Here is a 16,091-nt window from a genome sequence, read left to right on the forward strand (position 1 = left end):
CACTCCTCATGGCCTTGATCGGCCTTCTCGTAAGTGTCCGTGAAAACGGGGGTGAACCCAGGTGATCTCGCCACTCGGAAAGATCGCCCGAGAGGCCTCACCCATGGACTGCTCCAACTGCTGGCGCATCTGCTCGGCCCGCTTGTCCATCCGGGCGATCTCGTCACGGAGCAGCACCAGCCCGTCGAAGGTGGCCGACAATTCGGCGTCTTCGCTGAAGTCGATACTGGTGTCGTTGCCGCTGTAGAGGCTGCGCAGGGCTCGGGCGGCAGAGTCGCTGCCATCCGCCGGGGGCGGGGTATCCTGGGTCACGTGCTCCCAGAACCTGGCCTCCAGCACGATCAGGCGCGAGATGACGTCCTCGTCGCGCTCGATCCGGTGCACCTCCAGCTTCTGGCCACAGAGCAGCACAGCCACGTCTGCGGCCGCCTTGCCGGTGACGGCCAGCTGGTGCTGGACCTGGATTTGGACATACTCGGGCACACCGTCCCGCCAGAGTCGTGAGCCGTACTCCCCGGCCGTCTTGCACTCCAGGATCTGCACGTCCGGAACGCCAACCACCTCCCGGTCGACATTGGCCAGCATGAAGCTGTAGGTCGGATGCTGAAGCACCGCGTTGACCCGGCGGACCTTCCGTCCGGTCTGCTCGGTATACGCACCGGCCACAAGTGGCTCCAGCAGGGTGCCCCAGTACATGGGACTGTCCTGGCCGGGTTCATCATCCCGGGTCGTCCGCCCGGTCTTCTCCATCCAGAGCTCAAGCTGGCTCTTGTAGGGACAGAGCCCCACCGCAGCGGCAGCATCGGAGCTCCCGATTCCGCGATTGCGGACTTCCAACCACTCCTCACGCTCCATCGAGCGCGTGCCGACCAGGCGAATCGCCGCTGATCTGCTCATTTCCAATCCTCCAATAGAAGAAGCCCGGCCTCCGTGGGGAGGCCGGGCTTCTGGGTTGCTTTTACAGAGACGGAACCTACACCGGGGTTGTCGCCATCGCTGAGGCCAGCACTCCGTTGAGGATGCTCTGAGCGCTCTCAGGACCACCTCCGGCCAGGAGGTGCTTGCCGAAGGCCACGCCGAAGGGCTCGGCCACCTCGTAGCACCAGACACCGGGAAACACCTCACTACATGCGCGCCAGGCCCGAGTCAGAAGCTCAGCCTGATCGATGCATGCCTGGACGTAGCCCAACTCCCCTTGACACGGGACCTTCGCGTACGGAGCCCCACTCTTGTCCAGTGCTTGCTTGGCCCCTATGGCGATGTACGCAACGTCGAGCTGATCGACGTCCATCGCTCAGGCCACCAGCTTTATGGCTTCGTCCCAGGCCCGTTGCTTGATCTGGGCGCCCGCCCCGAACCATGCCGCATCCCTGCGGTGGTCGTCGCTCCTGGCACGCCGGTGGTGGTCAACGAACTCCGTCACGCTGCTCAGGACGCCCCAGGCTGTCCCCTTGGCCGTTGACAGCTCCGAACCCCTGCCCGCGCCGTCGTACAGCGCACGGGCAACCGTGAAGGCCTGCTCGTTGACCGCGACTCCCTGCCCGTCGGGGTTGGGGTAGGTCAGCACGCGGCGCAGGAGGCCGTCCACCGAGTCCGGATCCACCGGGGTGTCCACCAGCGCCCTCATCTGGGCCACAAACGAATCCCAGGTCGACACGGTGATCCCCAGCTGACGCTTCACCACGTCGGGGTCGAACTGACTGCGGTGCGGCACCTTCACGGCGCCCGCATTGCTGCCCAGCGCGATGGCCAAGGTGTTGTTGCAAACGACCCGAACCGAGGTGAACTGGGCTGTGGTGGCCAGCGTCCCATCACAGGCCGTGGCCAGCAGCAGGTAGCCTTCGACGCGGTCCTTCCGCTTGAGCACCGTGCTCTGCCCTGTCCTGGCCAAGGCCCAGAACTTACGGCCTTCGCGCAGTACGCCGGCCGTTTCCAGCTCAAAGCCGCCGACCTCGGTCAGGTCGCGATAGAACTCCAGAATCTCCCCCGGCTGGACGACCTTGTAGCGCTTGGAGACGACGGACAGCGGGGCTTGCGTGTCTGACCGGTACAGGACCTTCTGTTCCGGGAAAGCGTTGATAGCCCCGATCCCGTTCTTGCCGACCACGTAACGGACTTCGGACTCTTCGATCGACCAGTCCATCCCTGCCTCTCGCTTCCAGACCTCGATGGGCTGTTGCGGCGCCAGCTTGTTGCCTAGCCCGTGCCACGGCCGCTCGCCGGCATAGGCCATTGTTTCAACCAGGTGCATCTTTCTTCTCCTAACTCTTGGGCATAAACGCACAAGGCCCGGCAAATGCCGGGCCTCGTGGTCTGTCGCGGGTTGGATTACGGAAATCTTGGGCGTTTGCAGCTGACGCATCTGGCGACGCTCACCAGAGCCGCCGCGACTACTACAAGAACGCAGTAGACCGCCTCGGACCTGTCACTCATAAGGAAGCCATCTTCAAGGTGCACAAGGAGCGCTGTGCCCGTGCGCAAAGCCAGACCCTACTGGCTTCAACGAGGTGATATGTGGCTGAGATTTTCTTAGATCGACTCTTTGCGCATTATCCACTCACGCTCGGACGAAATCGCCAGTGAGTCAGTCCCCATGAGCCAGAAAAGGCCCCAAAAGCCTGGAAGTATGAGATGGTGCGTCCGCTCTCGGCCAAGAGCGGACATCACGTAGCAACGCCCGGGATGAGAGAGCGGCCGATGACTTACCGCCAAGCAAATCGCGCTGCACGCCCCAACAGATGTCATGCGGCCAGATAGGTGTCGGCTGAAATGACTTCCGCATACCCGAATGCGAGCGTTGACATCAGGGCCGTATGCACTTGCTCGGCGGGCACGCTCTTCCCATCGAACTCGAGCTCGCGGGTTGCGCAGGCGTCGTGCACGACCGTTGTCTTGTAACCAAAATAGCCGCGGCGCAAGTTGTCGCGTCGATGCACATGTGGCTCATCGGCCAATAACCGTGACTTATTCGATGCCGTCGGAATCGAGTGTCTCCTTGAGGTCCGTCTTGTGGAACGAGTTCGGATAGTTCTTTGTGATGACGTGCTCGTCGTCTTGGGGGGCTACCTTCGGATGTATCAGCACGCCCTCGGTGCCGGGTACGAAGAACGGCAGGTCGCCGGCGCGAACGCTTACCGGATCATGGACGCAGTCCGGCACTGACCGGACCCGGCACGCAGCGGTCGTTAGCCCGGGACCTTGCTCCTGGCCTGGGAAGCGTCGGCCTCGATCCTGCGGCGCACCTCTTCTTCAAGACCCTTGAGCCCCCAGGTTCTTCCGATCGCGATCGCTTCATCGGCCTCCTTTCCGTCCACCCATGCGGCCCGGAGCGCTGCCATCGCACCGACACGGTTGCCGCTGGCACAGTGCACGAGCACCGGACGTTTCGCGTCTCGAACAATGGCATCAAACGCCATCACGTTCTCACGGGTGAGATCCACTGCACCGCGTAATGGCAGGTTGGAGTACAGAAGGCCGGCCGCGCGGACGGCTGCCGCCTCGTCGAAATCTGGCGTCTCCGCATCCAAGGTGAGGTCGATGACGTGGCGGATGCCAGCATCACGCACGCGTGAGATGTCGTCGGCATCCAGCCGCCCCGCCGACACGATGCCCGGCGCAGGTGACACCGCATCCGCAACGGTCGGCAGTGCAGTCGGGTACGTGGCGGAGGCGCAGCCGGGGCCTGCGAGCGCAACGACAAGGAAGAGCAATGGAATAGGCTTCATGGCATAACCTCAGGCGCGGTTGACGACACGGTGCAACAGGATGCCAGCCAGCATGGCCGGGATGAACCACAGCGCTTCGACCGAGCCGATCCCCAGGCCCGCGAGTGCAGGACCTGGACAGTAGCCGGCGATACCCCAGCCGATTCCGAACAGTGCCGCACCGCCGAGCAGCTTGCGGTCGACCTGCTTCAGGTTCGACAGCTGGAACGTATCGGCGAGCACCGGGCTGCCACGGCGCAGCACCAAGCGGAACAGCAGCCCGGTGGTGGTGACGGCGCCGCCGAGGACGAACGCCAGCGTCGGATCGAAATCTCCGAACACGTCGAGGAAGCCGAGCACGATGCGGGGGTCGGTCATGCCCGACATTGCCAGCCCCAGACCAAACAGCGCACCCGACAGCAGCGCGGCAATCGAGAACTTCATCATCAACTCCAGACGTGGCGCACAAGGAAGGTGGTTGCAATGGCCGTGGCCATGAAGGTCAGGACGGCCGCCAGCGAGCGCATGGACAGTCGGCCGAGCCCACACACGCCGTGGCCGCTCGTGCAGCCGTTGCCCATGCGCGTGCCGAAGCCCACCAGCAGCCCGGCGACCACCAGCCCGACTCGCGAATAGTCCGTCCGCGGCAGTGGTGCACCGGGCACCAGTGCCATGTATAGGCCCGCGGCGACGATCAAGCCCAGCAAAAACATGGCGCGCCACGACACATCACCTGCCTTCGGGAACAGAACGCCGTTGAGGATGCCGCTGACGCCCGCGACCCGTCCGTTGAGCCACAGCAACAACGTCGCGGACAGTCCAATCAGCACCCCGCCTGCCAGGGCGATCATCCACGTGGTCATGCCTCACCTCCCAATTGGTTCAGGGGCAGCCGCAGGTAGCGGATGCCGTTCGCGTCCGTCGGCGGCAGCTCGCCAGCGCGAATGTTCACCTGCAACGCCGGCAGAATCAGCTTGGGCGCCGCCAGTCTTGCATCCCGTTCGGTCCTCAACTTCACGAACGTCTCCTCATCTGCCTCGCCGCCCACATGCACATTGCGCTGCTTCTGCTCGTCGAGCGAGCTCTGCGGATGCGCCTCGCGCTCGGCCGGCGGGTAGTCGTGGCACAGGAACAGGCGGGTGTCGGCGGGCAGATCGAACAAGGTGCGGATCGATCGGTAGAGCTTGCGCGCGTCGCCCCCTGGGAAGTCCACTCTCGCGGTGCCCGTTTCAGGGGCAAACACCGTATCGCCCACGAACGCGGCGTCACCAACGAGATAGGTCAGACTATCGTCGGTGTGACCGGGCGTCGCGATCGCACGCGCTTCGAGCTCGCCGATGGCGAACGTGTCTCCATCGGCGAACAGCCGATCGAACTGGCGGCCGTCGGTGGCGAACTCCGGCTCCATCCCGAACAGCGCCTTGAAGCGCTCCTGCACCTGGGTGATACCGCGACCGATCGCGACCTTCGCGCCGGTTTCGCGTTTGAGGTATGCCGCCGACGTCAGGTGGTCGGCATGCGCATGGGTTTCAAGGATCCAGTCCACGATCAGCGAATGATCGCGCACGAACGCGAGCACGCGGTCGGCCGAGGCGGTCGAGGTTCGGGCACAGGCGGGATCGTAGTCGAGCACCGGGTCGACGATGGCGGCATGGCCACCGTCACGATCGTAGACCACGTAGGTGAAGGTGAACGTGGCCGGGTCGTAAAAGCTCTGCACCTGCGGATTCATTTGACAGCTTCTTGCTCTGTACTTTAGGTACTGCTACATTACATTCGTCACCTGTCCTTGTCAAGAACTTACTAAACTACATCCGCCATGGCCCGTTCATCAAAGAAGATACGTCCGATGCCCTCGACCGAGCAGATGGCGCAGCATGCCAATGAAGCGGCCGCACTGTTGAAGGCACTGGCCCATCCGGCACGCCTGCTCGTGCTGTGCCAGCTGGTCGAGGGCGAGGCTTCGGTAGGAGAGTTGCAGCCGATTACCGGGCTCAGCATGTCCGCCCTGTCGCAGCACCTGGCCGTACTGCGCGAGATGCAGCTCGTCACGACGCGTCGCGAGGCGCAGACCATCTACTACGCGCTAGCCGAGGGCCCTGCTGCAAGCGTGCTCGATACGCTATACGCCGCCTACTGTGGCAGCCAGGAGGCTGTCCAATGACCACGTTCCAGTTAGTGATGGGGGTCATTTCCGGCGGCGTCGTCGGCTTCACGCTCGGGCTGGTCGGTGGCGGCGGCTCCATTCTCGCGGTCCCGCTCATGGTCTACCTCGTCGGGGTGCGCGACCCGCATGTGGCGATCGGCACCAGCGCGCTTGCGGTTGCGGCCAACGCACTTATCGGCCTGACCAACCATGCCCGCAAGCGCAACGTGAAGTGGCGTTGCGCCGCGGCGTTCGCTATCGCCGGCGTGCTGGGCGCGTGGTTCGGGGCGATGCTCGGCAAGGCCATGGACGGGCAGCAGCTGCTTGCATTGTTCGCGCTCCTGATGCTCGTGGTCGCCGGCATGATGTTCCGCTCGCGCGGAAGTGAAGGGGATCCGGCGGTGGTGCTCAATCGGGGCAACGCGCCGAAGCTGCTGGGTTCGGGCGCGGTCACCGGGCTCCTGTCGGGTTTCTTCGGTATTGGAGGGGGCTTTCTGGTAGTACCGGGCCTGATCGCCTCGACCGGCATGCCGATCCTGTTCGCGGTCGGTTCATCGCTGCTCGCCGTTACCGCCTTCGGACTGACCACCGCATTGAGCTACGCGAGCTCCGGACTGGTCGCCTGGTCGCTTGCGGTGGCGTTCATCGGCGGCGGCGCGGTCGGCAGTCTGTTTGGCGCCCGCCTCGCCACACGCCTGGGCGACCGCAAGGGCGTGCTCAACACGGTGCTTGCCGGCCTGATCGTCGTCGTCGCGGTGTACATGCTGTACCGCACCGCGAGTGAACTCGGCTGGATCTGAATTTCGTTCTTCCCCGCAAACGTTCCGGAGGCTCCCATGAACACACCCTGGCGCTTCGCTGAAGATCACTACGCCGGTGGGCAGCCCACGCCTGCGCATCTGGCCGAACTCGTGCGCGAGGGCGTGCGTACGGTTATCAATCTGCGTGCCCCAGAAGAGCCGGCGGAGTACGACGAAGCCGCCGAGGCCGCCCGGCTCGGCGTGCACTACGTATCGCTGCCGATCGCCGGCGCCGCCGATCTCGACCGAGCCCGGGTGCGCGAGTTCGGCCAGACGCTGGACGATGCGCGCCGCGAAGGCGGGGTCCTGATCCATTGCGCGAGTTCCAACCGCGTGGGCGCAATGATCGCGCTTGACGCGACACTCAACCGCGGCTGCTCGCTGGAAGCGGCGCTCAAGCGCGGCCGTGAGGCCGGTCTGGCGACGCTGGAGCCGGCGGTGGTCGCGCTCGCGGAAAACGAAGGAGCCCGGTCATGATCGGTCCCGCCACCATCTTCCGCCAGCTCTTCGAGCCGGTGTCTTCGACCTACACCTATCTGATCGCCTGCCCCGAAACGCGCGAAGCCGCCCTCGTGGATCCGGTGATGCCCGCCTGGCAGCGCGACCTGCAGGTAGTCAACGAGCTCGGTCTGAATCTCGTTATGACGATCGACACGCACATTCATGCGGACCACATCACGTCGGCGTCGATGCTCCGGCGGGAGGTAGGCAGCCGCATCGCTACCCCCGCGCTCGATGCATTGTCCTGTACCGACGTGCCGATGGAAGACGGCGTCCCCCTGCAGGTCGGCGGCGTGCGCATAGACCCGATGCATACGCCCGGCCACACCGACAACCACTTCGCGTTGGTGATGAATGACCGCGTGTTCACCGGCGACGCGCTGCTGATCGACGGCTGCGGCCGTACGGACTTCCAGAGCGGCGACGCGCGTGAACTGTACGAGAGCGTACGCGGTCGGCTGTTCGGCCTCCCGGGCGAGACGCTCGTGTACCCGGCGCATGACTACCAGGGGCGGTGGGTATCGAGCATCGCGCAGGAGAAGCAGCGCAACCCGCGGCTCGGCGCCGAACGCACGCTCGAGGATTTCATCGAGCTGATGGAAAACCTGAACCTGCCATACCCGAAGTTCATCGACTATGCCGTGCCGGGTAACAAGGCGTGCGGGCAGTGTCCTCCGGACCTGCCGGAGCACCTTCGCCAGTACTGTCAGGAAATGGCGGAAAGCCCCCAAGGTTAGCGAAGGTCGGGGGTTGGAGGCATTCCACGGCCGCCGAATCTAACCGTCCTGCCTCGGCAGGACGAGCTCCGCGACCGTCCCACCTCCCTCCCTGGGACGCAAGACCACGTACCCGCCATGACGCTCGGCGATTGCCTCGACGATCGTCAACCCCAACCCGCTGCCTCCTGCGCTGCCGGTCGCGCGTCCTCGCCAGAACCGTTGCGTCGCCTGCCGGTACTCGTCAGGTTCGAGACCAGCGCCACGATCGGTCAGACGGAACCGTACCGTGGTGGCATCGGCATCAGCAACAAGGTCTACGGCACTTCCCGGAGGCGAATAGCGCAACGCGTTGTCGACGAGGTTGCGCAACGCCGCCACGGACAGCGCGGGAGGCACCGCCGGCACCGCCTGACTACCGCTTCCAGCCACGACAACGACCCGGCCATTGGCCGCCGGACTGCTGGCCGCCACCGCCTGCTCCACCACCTGCGCGGCGGTGATCCACTGTCCGTCGTCGAACGGCAGCCGTCCTTCGACCCGCGCCAGCATCAGCAACTGGTCCAGCGTCGCACGCATACGCTGCACGCCTTCACCGGCATCGGCCAGCGCACGTCGTGAGTCCTCGCCACCAGTCAGCCGCGCAACCTGCAGGTGAGTGTCGATCGCAGTCAAGGGTGTGCGCAGTTCGTGCGCAGCATGGTTGGTGAAGCTGCGCTCTCGTGACACCGCGTCGGAAACGCGCTGCAGCAGGTGGTTGAGGGATTCGACCAATGGCCGGAGTTCGCCCGGCATTGGTTGCGCGTCGAGGGGCTCGTCGGCATCGGGCTGGCGTTGCGCAAGCGTGCGACGCAGCCGATCGAGCGGCGCGAGCGCACGGCCCGCGCCCAGCCACAACGCAAGCAAGCCACCCACCGCGGCAATCAGGAACGGCAGCCCGGCCGCCAGCGCGATCTGGCGGCTCAGTTCGGCACGCTCACCGAGACTGTCGGCAGTGGTAATGCTGTAACCGTTCGCCTCCAGCGTGTAGGTACGCCACGCCGTACCCTCGATCTCACGCGTGCGATAGCCCGGCGCGTCGGTCGCCATCAGTGCGCTGGATGCGCCCTGGGTGGTGGCGATCACCTCCCCACGCAGCGAGCGTATCTGGCACGCCATCCCGCGACTGCCGGCAACGGTCACCGCATCAGCCGCCGCTACCGGCGAGGCGCCCACCAACGCGCCCTGCGCCAGCAGTCCGGACACCATGCGTGCCGACATCGCCAGCCGGTCGTCGAGGGTATGCTGCAGGTTGCGATCGAGGTCACGCAGCATCCACGCCGCCGCCACGCTCCACAGCACCGCCAAGGCGATGCCGATTGTCAGCACCAGGCGGAATCGCAGGCTCATGGCTCGGCCCTGCCGAACCGATATCCGAGTCCGCGCACGGTTTGAATGACATCGGCACCGAGTTTCCGGCGCAGGTGATGGATGTGCACGTTGATTGCGTTGCTGCCGACCTCCTGTTCGAAACCGTACAGGCTGTCCTTGAGCTGTTCGCCGGACAGGCAGCGCCCGCCTGCCTGCATCAGGCTGGCGAGCAGTGCGGTCTCGCGACGCGACAGGTCGACGGGTATGCCGTCGAGCCAAGCCTGCCCACTGGCGGGATCCAGCGCCAGTGAACCGGCTTCGATTAGGTTCACGCTGCGGCCAGCGGCACGCCTCGACAAGGCGTGCAGCCGTGCCACGAGCTCGCCGAGATCGAACGGTTTGACCAGATAGTCGTCGGCGCCGCCTTGCAGGCCGGCGATGCGATCTTCCACCGCATCGCGCGCGGTCAGCAGCAGCACCGGCAATTCATCACCGCTCTGGCGCATGCGCACCAGCAGCTGCATACCGTCCTCGTCGGGCAGCCCAAGGTCCAGCACCATCGCGTCGCAATGGGTCGTCTGTCGCGCGAGTTCGGCGTGCGCGACGCTCTCCACGCGATCGGCTGTCATTCCAAAAGCCCGAAGACCGGAGACTATGCCCCGGGCGATCAATTCGTCGTCCTCAACGACCAGGATCCTCATTGATGCCAACTCCGGAAACCAGATGCGCGCTGCACCCTAGCGCAGGGTACCCGGCGTCGCCACCGCCGGGTCATGGCTCCAGCCTGGGGGGCCTTTAATCGTGACTTAATCGCGCGCCTTCATCGTGGCCGGCCTGGATCTCCGGAGTACTGAATGATGCTGTTGCTGCGCCGGTTGTTGCTAAGCCTGTTGATGTTGCCGATGTTGGCGGTTCCCGTGCCCGCGATGGCGCAAGGCTGGCTCGCACCACCGAGCGGGCAGCAGCAGCCCGAGTTCCTCGAGGTCAGCGAGGTGTTCAGGGTCGAGGCAACGGCCGTGAAGGATGGCGCGACCCGGCTGAGCGGCACTATCGCGCCGGGCTACTACCTCTATCGACACCGCCTGAGCGTTGTTCTCGACGGCGGCAAGGCGTTGCCGCTGCAGTTGTCGAACGGCAGGGCGAAAACCGACGAGTTCTTCGGCCGCACCGAGGTCTATTACGACACTGTCGAAATCATAGTCAATGGTGGCGACGCACGCTCGGCGACGCTGCATTGGCAGGGCTGCGCAGATGCCGGCATCTGCTATCCGCCGCAGACCATGCCGGTCGATCTGCCATCGGTCGAGACGCCACCGGCAACCAATGCCGCTGTGGACACCGCAGCGACGACGCCGCCCTCGGAAAAGGCGACAAGCGACAGCGCCCCGCAGCCGCCCACCTCCCCCTCTGCGGCCTCCGTCGCACAAAACTCGGCAGGCGTCGGCGCATCATCCGTCACGGGCTCGATCAGGGAGGCCGCCCCGGCGCCTTCCGTTGCCGGCGAGGACCAGCGCTTCGCCAGCCGCCTCGCCGATGCCAGCCTGTTCGCGTCGGTCGCTGTGTTCTTCGGCATGGGGCTGCTGCTCGCGTTCACGCCGTGCACGCTGCCGATGATCCCGATCGTTTCCAGCCTGATCGTTGGCGGACAGCCGACCACGCGGCGTGCGCTCGCCTTGTCGGTGGCCTACGTTCTGCCGATGGCGTTGACCTACGCCGCGCTCGGCGTGGCCGCCGGGATCGCCGGTGCCAACCTGCAGGCGGCCTTGCAGAACCCGTGGCTGTTGGGCGCCTTCGCGGCGGTGTTCGTGGTGCTTGCGCTGTCGATGTTCGGTGCGTTCGAGCTGCAGTTGCCGGCGTGGCTCGGCAACCGCCTGGATCGCGCCGGTCGCCAGCAGCGCGGCGGCACGCTCGCTGGCGCCGCCGCGCTCGGGTTCCTGTCCGCGCTGCTGGTGGGACCGTGCATGACTGCGCCACTTGCCGGCGCGCTGCTCTACATCAGCCAGTCCGGCAGCGCGCTGACCGGCGGCCTGGCGCTGTTCGCGCTTGGGCTGGGCATGGGATTGCCCCTGCTCGCGATTGCGGTGTTCGGCGCACGCATCCTGCCGCGCCCTGGCGCGTGGATGGATCGCGTCAAGGCGGTCTTCGGCTACGTCCTGCTGGCGTTGGCGATATCGATGCTGGCGCGGGTGCTGGCACCGGCGACGGCGCTGGTGCTATGGGGCGCCTGGCTGCTCGGCGTGGCGGCGGGTTTCCTGGCCCTGGTCGCACCGCCTGCAAGCGGCCCGCTGCGCCTGTGGCTGCCGCGCTATTTTGCAGCCGCGTCGGCGGTCTGGGCACTGGCACTCATGATTGGCGGTGCCAGCGGCTCCGGCGATCCGTGGCGCCCCCTGGAACGACTCGGTGCCGGCGATGCGAGTGCGCAGACAGCCGCGCCGACGGTCGCCTTCGTCCAAGCCAAGACGGCCGACGACCTGTCACGTCGCATCGCCGAAGCCGGTGCGCGAGGCCAATGGACGCTGGTCGATTTCTACGCCGACTGGTGCGTTTCCTGCCATGTCATCGAACGGGAAGTGTTCGGTGATCCGCAGGTGGCATCGATGCTCGCCGGCATGCAGGTCGTGAGGCCCGACGTCACCGCCAACGATGTGGCCGATCGGGCATTGATGAAGGCATGGCAGGTGGCCGGTCCGCCGACGTTGCTGCTCATCGGACCCGACGGCCAAGAACACCGCGCCGAGCGCACGGTGGGCGAGATCACCCCCGAAGCATTCCTGGCCCGCCTGCAGCGCGTCCAGCAAGGAGCGCAATGATGGTCAGTCTTGGCCCGTTTCCCATGTCCCTGGTGGTGCTGCTGGTCGCACTCGCGATTGCCGCACTGGTCGCCCGGCAGTTCGTTGTGCCCTTGCCCGGGCAACCCGCGATCAAGCCGCTTTCGACGTTCCTCGACATGCTGATGGTCGGCGTGCTCGCGGCGCGGCTAGCCTTCGTGCTCGCATGGTGGCCGCAGTACCTCGCGGATCCGTGGTCAATTGTCCGCATCGGCGACGGCGGCTTCTCGATCTGGGCGGGCGTGCTCGCGGGCCTCGCATTCGGCGCATGGCGAGCGCGAAACGCTCCCGCGCTGCGACGTCCGCTGCTGTTCGGTGCGATCGCAGGGCTGGCTTCCTGGGCCGTTCTCGGTGGCGCGCTGCTGTTGATGCAGCAGTCGGTGATGAAACTGCCGGCAACCGAACTGAGCACGCTCGACGGCGGCAGCACGAAGCTTTCGGCGATGACCGGCGAGCCGATGGTCGTGAACCTGTGGGCGACGTGGTGCCCGCCGTGTCGCCGCGAAATGCCGGTCCTGGCCAAGGCGCAGGAAGAACGCGGCGACGTGACGTTCGTCTTCGTCAATCAGGGGGAATCCGAATCGGAGATCCGTGACTACCTGCGCGAGAGTCACCTGCAACTGAGCAATGTGCTGCTCGATCCATTCTCGTCCGTAATGCAGGAGTCCGGCTCGCGCGGCCTGCCAACGACGCTGTTCTTCGATGCCGACGGCCGGCTTGTGGACACCCACATGGGCGAACTCTCGAATGCGAGCCTTGCCGTAAAGCTGCGGCGCTTCGGTGCTGCGCCCTCATCGAGTCCCCCAACCCTTCCAACCAAGGAGGTGCCGTGATGGCACGAGTGAACCCCACTGCAATACTGCTTTCGTCCGCCCTGCTGCTCGCCACCGGTTGCAGTCAGGCCGCCGAGGAAAAGTCGGTTTCCACCGCACCGGCTGTCCCAACGAACGCCACCAGCAACCCGGAGACTGAAAGGCCCGCCGTGATCGAAGCCATTGAAGCCCAGGGTTTCGAAGTGCTCGGCGAGTTCGACGCCCCATCGGGTCTTCGCGGCTTTGCAGGCGTCGCAGGCCAGCAGCCCGTGGCGGTATACGCGACCAACGACGGCGAACATGCCGTCGTTGGGACGCTGATCAATGCAAAGGGCGAGGACATCGGCGCCGAGGCGCTGCAGCGACTTGTCGCCGGTCCGATGTCGGCCCGCACCTGGGCACTGCTGGAGGCGAGCGAATGGATCGCCGACGGAAAGGCCGATGCGCCCCGCGTGATCTACACGTTCAGCGACCCGAACTGCCCGTTCTGCAACAAGTTCTGGAGTGCAGCGCGGCCGTGGGTGGATTCGGGCAAGGTGCAACTGCGGCACATCATGGTCGGTGTGATCCGTCCGGACAGCGCCAACAAGGTTGCCACGATCATGACCGCCAGCTCGCCGTCGGAGGCGCTCCGTCGCAATGAAACCAGCTACAGCTCAGGCGGCATCAAGCCGGCGGCCTCCGTGCCCGCCAATGTGCGCGCCACCCTCGATGCGAACCAAAGACTGATGGTCCAACTAGGGTTCCAAGGCACGCCGGGCATCCTGTTCCGCGACGACAACGGCACGGTCCAGCGCCGAGCCGGCATGCCGGCACCAGATGACCTGGCCACCGTGCTCGGACCGCGCTGATGCGGGGCACATCCTTGCTATTGGGCCTGGTGCTGGCGGGCATGACCTACTTCGCGCAGGCGGCGACGCCGGCGACGTCTCCCGCCCACACTACCGCCATGCATGGCAAAGCGATCGTCCTGCCGGACGCCGCCCACCAACCCGACCCGAAAATGCGCCAGCGGGCGGTATTCAGCCTGACCGTAGCGCCGGCTTCACCCGCTGCGACGGATCCGGGCTTGGAGCGGGTCGCGCGCGCCGTCAACCTGCTCAAGGCAAGCGGAGTGACGAAGAAGCAGTTGGACTTCGTCGTGCTGCTCAGCGAAGGAGCAACGGATTCAGCGCTGGCTGATCCCGCGTACCGCGTCCGCCATGGGGTCGCTAACCCGAACCTCGGGCTGATCGCGCAACTGTCGGCGGCGGGAGTGCAAATGTTCGTGTGCGGCCAGGCCTTGCACTCCCGGCAGCTGGACAGCAACTCGCTGGCACCCAGCATCGCAATATCGCTTTCGGCGTTGACCAGCATCATCACGCTGCAGCAGCAAGGCTATGCGCTGGTTCCGCTGTGAACCAGCAGCAGACGCCGCTGGCTGAATCGACTGTGCCCAGCGATGGTCTCCGGACACCGATCTCGGTGCCTTCCGCAATAGGAGTTCGTCGGCAGTCACTGAGGGGGGGGCTCGCCGGCCAGCTGCTCCAGGGTCGGCTCCTGTACCGCTTCTAGGTATGCGGTCGAAGCGTTGATCACGAGAATCAGTCGACCGCGACGGAGACTTGGAGCCAGCGATGTCCGCTTTGGGTCGGAAGCGGCCGCCTAAGCACCGGACAAGATCCGCGCCCACCGAGCAAAGTTGGCGTGGATCGAGGCCTATGTGCCACGCCTTAGCTCGTCCAGGTAGTTGGCCCAAGCCTGCATCATCTTCTTGCGCTCTCCCAGGTGAGTAGTCCGGTTGTACGCCCGCCCAAGCGGATCCCGCACCGCATGGGCAAGCTGATGCTCGATGAAGTCCGGCCTGAACCCAAGCACCTCGTCCAGCAAGGTTCGCGCCATGGCCCGAAAGCCATGAGCGGTCATCATCTCGCCGTCGAACCCGAGGTTCCGTAGAGCAGCGTTGATCGTGTTCTCACTGATTGGCTTCTGGATGCTGCGCACGCTGGGAAAGACGTACTGGCTTTTCCTTGAATAGGGCCGGACATCCTCCAGGAGCTCGACGACCTGGCCAGCCAGAGGAACGATGTGCTGGGTCTGGGTCTTGCTGGTGATGTAACGCCACTCAGCAGCATCCAGATCGATATCCTCCCAGCGCGCCGCACGGAGCTCGCCCGGCCTGACGAACAGGAGCGCCGAGAGCTTGAGCGCAGCGGACACGATCGGCGACCCCTGGTAGCCGTAGATGGCCTTGAGAAGCTTCGCCACCTCCCCCGGCTCCGTCAGGCTGGAGAAGTGCTTGGTTTTCGTAGGGGTCAGCGCACCGGTAAGACTCAGGGCGGGGTTGTTCTCTGCACGGCCGGTGGCGATGGCATAGCGAAAGACCATGCCCGCGGCGGCGCGAGCCCGATGTGCCGTCTCAACTGCTCCACGGGCTTCGATCTTCCGGAGGGCCTTCAGCAGGATCGGCGCAGTCACGCTCCGAACGGGCAGATCAGCGATGCTCCCCAGGTCGCGCTCCAGCATCCGGCGCTCCCGAACGACTGAGCCGGGGGTCAGCTTCTTGGCCCGTTGCGCCACTAGTTCCTCAGCAAGCGCGCCGAAGGTATTGCCGGCCTCTTCCTCCTGCGCCGCCCGCTCGATCTTCACCACCAGGGCCGGGTCCATGCCCTTCTTGAGCTGGGCCCGGGCCTTGTCCCGCGCGGCGCGAGCTTCTGCAAGGGAAACCGCCGGGTAGTCGCCGATCGTCAGCATGTTCGCCTTGCCGGCGAACCGGTACCGATAGCGCCAGATCCTGGCTCCAGAAGGCCTCACCTCGACGCACAGCCCATTGGCGTCGGCGAGGCGATAGACCTTGCCCTGAGGCTTGAGGCTGCGCAGCTTGGTGTCCGTCAACATGGCTGTGAGTAAGCTGTATGTGAGTAAGCGATGACCTTCCGGCCATCTTACTCGCACCGTTACTCACGTTCCAGCTGGATGGGGGTGTACACCACCGGACCCGACTGGACAAGAAATCCCCGTAGTACAGCCATCTCGCTAGGGTATCCGGACCGGCCTGGACGCAGCCGGATCAGTAGATGGTGGGCCCACCAGGATTCGAACCTGGAACCAAGGGATTATGAGTCCCCTGCTCTGACCGTTGAGCTATAGGCCCATCGAGGGTTGCGCGGCCGCGGTGGCGGGTGCTGCCGCCGGCCCGTGCGGTGCGGCGGCCCGAAGGCGTCCGGTGCTGCCGCATCGTCCGCGCTGCGTTGC

At 65.4% G+C, this 16,091-nt stretch carries 20 protein-coding genes and 1 tRNA gene; 8 read left to right on the forward strand and 13 right to left on the reverse strand.

Annotated elements, in window-relative coordinates:
* Nucleotides 1-6: 6 nt before the first annotated feature.
* From ACFO3Q_RS00005 to ACFO3Q_RS00045, 9 genes are all read right to left on the reverse strand, one after another.
* Nucleotides 7-897, reverse strand: coding sequence for a YqaJ viral recombinase family nuclease (locus ACFO3Q_RS00005; RefSeq protein ID WP_377002458.1), 891 nt, complete (start codon nucleotides 895-897; stop codon nucleotides 7-9).
* A gap of 76 nt (nucleotides 898-973) precedes the next feature.
* Complete coding sequence (locus ACFO3Q_RS00010; protein ID WP_377002459.1) at nucleotides 974-1,291, reverse strand: hypothetical protein; 318 nt, start codon at nucleotides 1,289-1,291, stop codon at nucleotides 974-976.
* 3 nt (nucleotides 1,292-1,294) lie between these two features.
* Complete coding sequence (locus ACFO3Q_RS00015) at nucleotides 1,295-2,251, reverse strand: DUF932 domain-containing protein (RefSeq protein ID WP_377002460.1); 957 nt, start codon at nucleotides 2,249-2,251, stop codon at nucleotides 1,295-1,297.
* A gap of 490 nt (nucleotides 2,252-2,741) precedes the next feature.
* Nucleotides 2,742-2,936, reverse strand: a complete 195-nt coding sequence (locus ACFO3Q_RS00020) for a hypothetical protein (protein ID WP_377002461.1) — start codon at nucleotides 2,934-2,936, stop codon at nucleotides 2,742-2,744.
* Between the two features lie 28 nt (nucleotides 2,937-2,964).
* Nucleotides 2,965-3,159, reverse strand: coding sequence for an isochorismatase family protein (locus tag ACFO3Q_RS00025; RefSeq protein WP_052338391.1), 195 nt, complete (start codon nucleotides 3,157-3,159; stop codon nucleotides 2,965-2,967).
* Nucleotides 3,160-3,185: 26 nt separating this feature from the next.
* Nucleotides 3,186-3,725, reverse strand: a complete 540-nt coding sequence (locus ACFO3Q_RS00030) for a protein tyrosine phosphatase family protein (RefSeq protein WP_100441027.1) — start codon at nucleotides 3,723-3,725, stop codon at nucleotides 3,186-3,188.
* A 9-nt stretch (nucleotides 3,726-3,734) separates the two neighbouring features.
* On the reverse strand, nucleotides 3,735-4,151 hold the full coding sequence (locus tag ACFO3Q_RS00035; protein WP_024890249.1) for a DUF6691 family protein: 417 nt from the start codon (nucleotides 4,149-4,151) through the stop codon (nucleotides 3,735-3,737).
* The gene (locus ACFO3Q_RS00040) at nucleotides 4,151-4,567 is read right to left on the reverse strand and encodes a YeeE/YedE family protein (RefSeq protein WP_024890248.1); all 417 of its coding nucleotides are present in this window, start codon (nucleotides 4,565-4,567) and stop codon (nucleotides 4,151-4,153) included. Before ACFO3Q_RS00040 ends, ACFO3Q_RS00035 begins: the two co-directional genes overlap by 1 nt.
* A complete protein-coding gene (locus ACFO3Q_RS00045) occupies nucleotides 4,564-5,436 on the reverse strand; it encodes an MBL fold metallo-hydrolase (RefSeq protein WP_100441026.1) in 873 nt (290 codons plus the stop codon). Before ACFO3Q_RS00045 ends, ACFO3Q_RS00040 begins: the two co-directional genes overlap by 4 nt.
* A 117-nt stretch (nucleotides 5,437-5,553) precedes the next feature.
* Between ACFO3Q_RS00045 and ACFO3Q_RS00050 the strand changes: the two genes are divergently transcribed.
* From ACFO3Q_RS00050 to ACFO3Q_RS00065, 4 genes are read left to right on the forward strand one after another with little or no spacing between them, the layout of a single operon-like run.
* Nucleotides 5,554-5,868: an ArsR/SmtB family transcription factor gene (locus tag ACFO3Q_RS00050; RefSeq protein WP_043689608.1), complete on the forward strand. Its 315-nt coding sequence runs from the start codon at nucleotides 5,554-5,556 to the stop codon at nucleotides 5,866-5,868.
* Nucleotides 5,865-6,650, forward strand: a complete 786-nt coding sequence (locus tag ACFO3Q_RS00055) for a sulfite exporter TauE/SafE family protein (protein ID WP_024890245.1) — start codon at nucleotides 5,865-5,867, stop codon at nucleotides 6,648-6,650. The genes ACFO3Q_RS00050 and ACFO3Q_RS00055 overlap by 4 nt, the downstream gene beginning before the upstream one ends.
* Nucleotides 6,651-6,686: 36 nt before the next feature.
* Entirely contained in the window at nucleotides 6,687-7,127 is a 441-nt protein-coding gene (locus ACFO3Q_RS00060) for a protein tyrosine phosphatase family protein (protein ID WP_100441024.1), read from the forward strand.
* Nucleotides 7,124-7,888, forward strand: coding sequence for an MBL fold metallo-hydrolase (locus ACFO3Q_RS00065; RefSeq protein ID WP_100441023.1), 765 nt, complete (start codon nucleotides 7,124-7,126; stop codon nucleotides 7,886-7,888). Before ACFO3Q_RS00060 ends, ACFO3Q_RS00065 begins: the two co-directional genes overlap by 4 nt.
* 39 nt (nucleotides 7,889-7,927) lie before the next feature.
* On the opposite strand, the gene ACFO3Q_RS00070 is transcribed toward ACFO3Q_RS00065, so the two are convergent.
* Complete coding sequence (locus ACFO3Q_RS00070) at nucleotides 7,928-9,256, reverse strand: ATP-binding protein (RefSeq protein ID WP_100441022.1); 1,329 nt, start codon at nucleotides 9,254-9,256, stop codon at nucleotides 7,928-7,930.
* Nucleotides 9,253-9,918, reverse strand: a complete 666-nt coding sequence (locus tag ACFO3Q_RS00075) for a response regulator (RefSeq protein WP_100441021.1) — start codon at nucleotides 9,916-9,918, stop codon at nucleotides 9,253-9,255. Before ACFO3Q_RS00075 ends, ACFO3Q_RS00070 begins: the two co-directional genes overlap by 4 nt.
* Before the next feature lie 153 nt (nucleotides 9,919-10,071).
* On the opposite strand from ACFO3Q_RS00075, the gene dsbD reads away from it, so the two are divergent.
* Genes dsbD through ACFO3Q_RS00095 form a run of 4 tightly spaced genes read left to right on the forward strand, consistent with a single transcriptional unit; the run spans nucleotide 10,072 to nucleotide 14,256 of the window.
* Complete coding sequence (gene dsbD / locus ACFO3Q_RS00080) at nucleotides 10,072-12,027, forward strand: protein-disulfide reductase DsbD (RefSeq protein ID WP_236511795.1); 1,956 nt, start codon at nucleotides 10,072-10,074, stop codon at nucleotides 12,025-12,027.
* Nucleotides 12,024-12,878, forward strand: coding sequence for a TlpA disulfide reductase family protein (locus ACFO3Q_RS00085; protein WP_228756294.1), 855 nt, complete (start codon nucleotides 12,024-12,026; stop codon nucleotides 12,876-12,878). Before dsbD ends, ACFO3Q_RS00085 begins: the two co-directional genes overlap by 4 nt.
* Nucleotides 12,878-13,708, forward strand: coding sequence for a thiol:disulfide interchange protein DsbG (gene dsbG / locus ACFO3Q_RS00090; protein WP_153854610.1), 831 nt, complete (start codon nucleotides 12,878-12,880; stop codon nucleotides 13,706-13,708). The genes ACFO3Q_RS00085 and dsbG overlap by 1 nt, the downstream gene beginning before the upstream one ends.
* Before the next feature lie 41 nt (nucleotides 13,709-13,749).
* The gene (locus ACFO3Q_RS00095) at nucleotides 13,750-14,256 is read left to right on the forward strand and encodes a DsrE family protein (RefSeq protein ID WP_157825093.1); all 507 of its coding nucleotides are present in this window, start codon (nucleotides 13,750-13,752) and stop codon (nucleotides 14,254-14,256) included.
* 299 nt (nucleotides 14,257-14,555) lie between these two features.
* On the opposite strand, the gene ACFO3Q_RS00100 is transcribed toward ACFO3Q_RS00095, so the two are convergent.
* Together ACFO3Q_RS00100 and ACFO3Q_RS00105 are read right to left on the reverse strand one after the other, a co-directional pair.
* A complete protein-coding gene (locus ACFO3Q_RS00100; protein ID WP_377002463.1) occupies nucleotides 14,556-15,734 on the reverse strand; it encodes a tyrosine-type recombinase/integrase in 1,179 nt (392 codons plus the stop codon).
* 180 nt (nucleotides 15,735-15,914) lie between these two features.
* Nucleotides 15,915-15,990 (reverse strand) — tRNA-Ile (locus tag ACFO3Q_RS00105).
* Nucleotides 15,991-16,091: the final 101 nt, after the last annotated feature.

It is taken from the genome of Coralloluteibacterium thermophilum, from assembly GCF_042654365.1.
In the GTDB taxonomy this organism is placed as follows: domain Bacteria; phylum Pseudomonadota; class Gammaproteobacteria; order Xanthomonadales; family Xanthomonadaceae; genus Coralloluteibacterium; species Coralloluteibacterium thermophilum.

Excerpts from the sequence above, each read along its gene's own strand:
- ACFO3Q_RS00005 (WP_377002458.1), bottom strand. The coding sequence starts at position 897 with ATGAGCAGATCAGCGGCGATTCGCCTGGTCGGCACGCGCTCGATGGAG.
- ACFO3Q_RS00010 (WP_377002459.1), bottom strand. The coding sequence starts at position 1,291 with ATGGACGTCGATCAGCTCGACGTTGCGTACATCGCCATAGGGGCCAAG.
- ACFO3Q_RS00015 (WP_377002460.1), bottom strand. The coding sequence starts at position 2,251 with ATGCACCTGGTTGAAACAATGGCCTATGCCGGCGAGCGGCCGTGGCAC.
- ACFO3Q_RS00030 (WP_100441027.1), bottom strand. The coding sequence starts at position 3,725 with ATGAAGCCTATTCCATTGCTCTTCCTTGTCGTTGCGCTCGCAGGCCCC.
- ACFO3Q_RS00035 (WP_024890249.1), bottom strand. The coding sequence starts at position 4,151 with ATGATGAAGTTCTCGATTGCCGCGCTGCTGTCGGGTGCGCTGTTTGGT.
- ACFO3Q_RS00040 (WP_024890248.1), bottom strand. The coding sequence starts at position 4,567 with ATGACCACGTGGATGATCGCCCTGGCAGGCGGGGTGCTGATTGGACTG.
- ACFO3Q_RS00045 (WP_100441026.1), bottom strand. The coding sequence starts at position 5,436 with ATGAATCCGCAGGTGCAGAGCTTTTACGACCCGGCCACGTTCACCTTC.
- ACFO3Q_RS00050 (WP_043689608.1), top strand. The coding sequence starts at position 5,554 with ATGCCCTCGACCGAGCAGATGGCGCAGCATGCCAATGAAGCGGCCGCA.
- ACFO3Q_RS00055 (WP_024890245.1), top strand. The coding sequence starts at position 5,865 with ATGACCACGTTCCAGTTAGTGATGGGGGTCATTTCCGGCGGCGTCGTC.
- ACFO3Q_RS00060 (WP_100441024.1), top strand. The coding sequence starts at position 6,687 with ATGAACACACCCTGGCGCTTCGCTGAAGATCACTACGCCGGTGGGCAG.
- ACFO3Q_RS00065 (WP_100441023.1), top strand. The coding sequence starts at position 7,124 with ATGATCGGTCCCGCCACCATCTTCCGCCAGCTCTTCGAGCCGGTGTCT.
- ACFO3Q_RS00070 (WP_100441022.1), bottom strand. The coding sequence starts at position 9,256 with ATGAGCCTGCGATTCCGCCTGGTGCTGACAATCGGCATCGCCTTGGCG.
- ACFO3Q_RS00075 (WP_100441021.1), bottom strand. The coding sequence starts at position 9,918 with ATGAGGATCCTGGTCGTTGAGGACGACGAATTGATCGCCCGGGGCATA.
- dsbD (WP_236511795.1), top strand. The coding sequence starts at position 10,072 with ATGATGCTGTTGCTGCGCCGGTTGTTGCTAAGCCTGTTGATGTTGCCG.
- ACFO3Q_RS00085 (WP_228756294.1), top strand. The coding sequence starts at position 12,024 with ATGATGGTCAGTCTTGGCCCGTTTCCCATGTCCCTGGTGGTGCTGCTG.
- dsbG (WP_153854610.1), top strand. The coding sequence starts at position 12,878 with ATGGCACGAGTGAACCCCACTGCAATACTGCTTTCGTCCGCCCTGCTG.
- ACFO3Q_RS00095 (WP_157825093.1), top strand. The coding sequence starts at position 13,750 with ATGACCTACTTCGCGCAGGCGGCGACGCCGGCGACGTCTCCCGCCCAC.
- ACFO3Q_RS00100 (WP_377002463.1), bottom strand. The coding sequence starts at position 15,734 with ATGTTGACGGACACCAAGCTGCGCAGCCTCAAGCCTCAGGGCAAGGTC.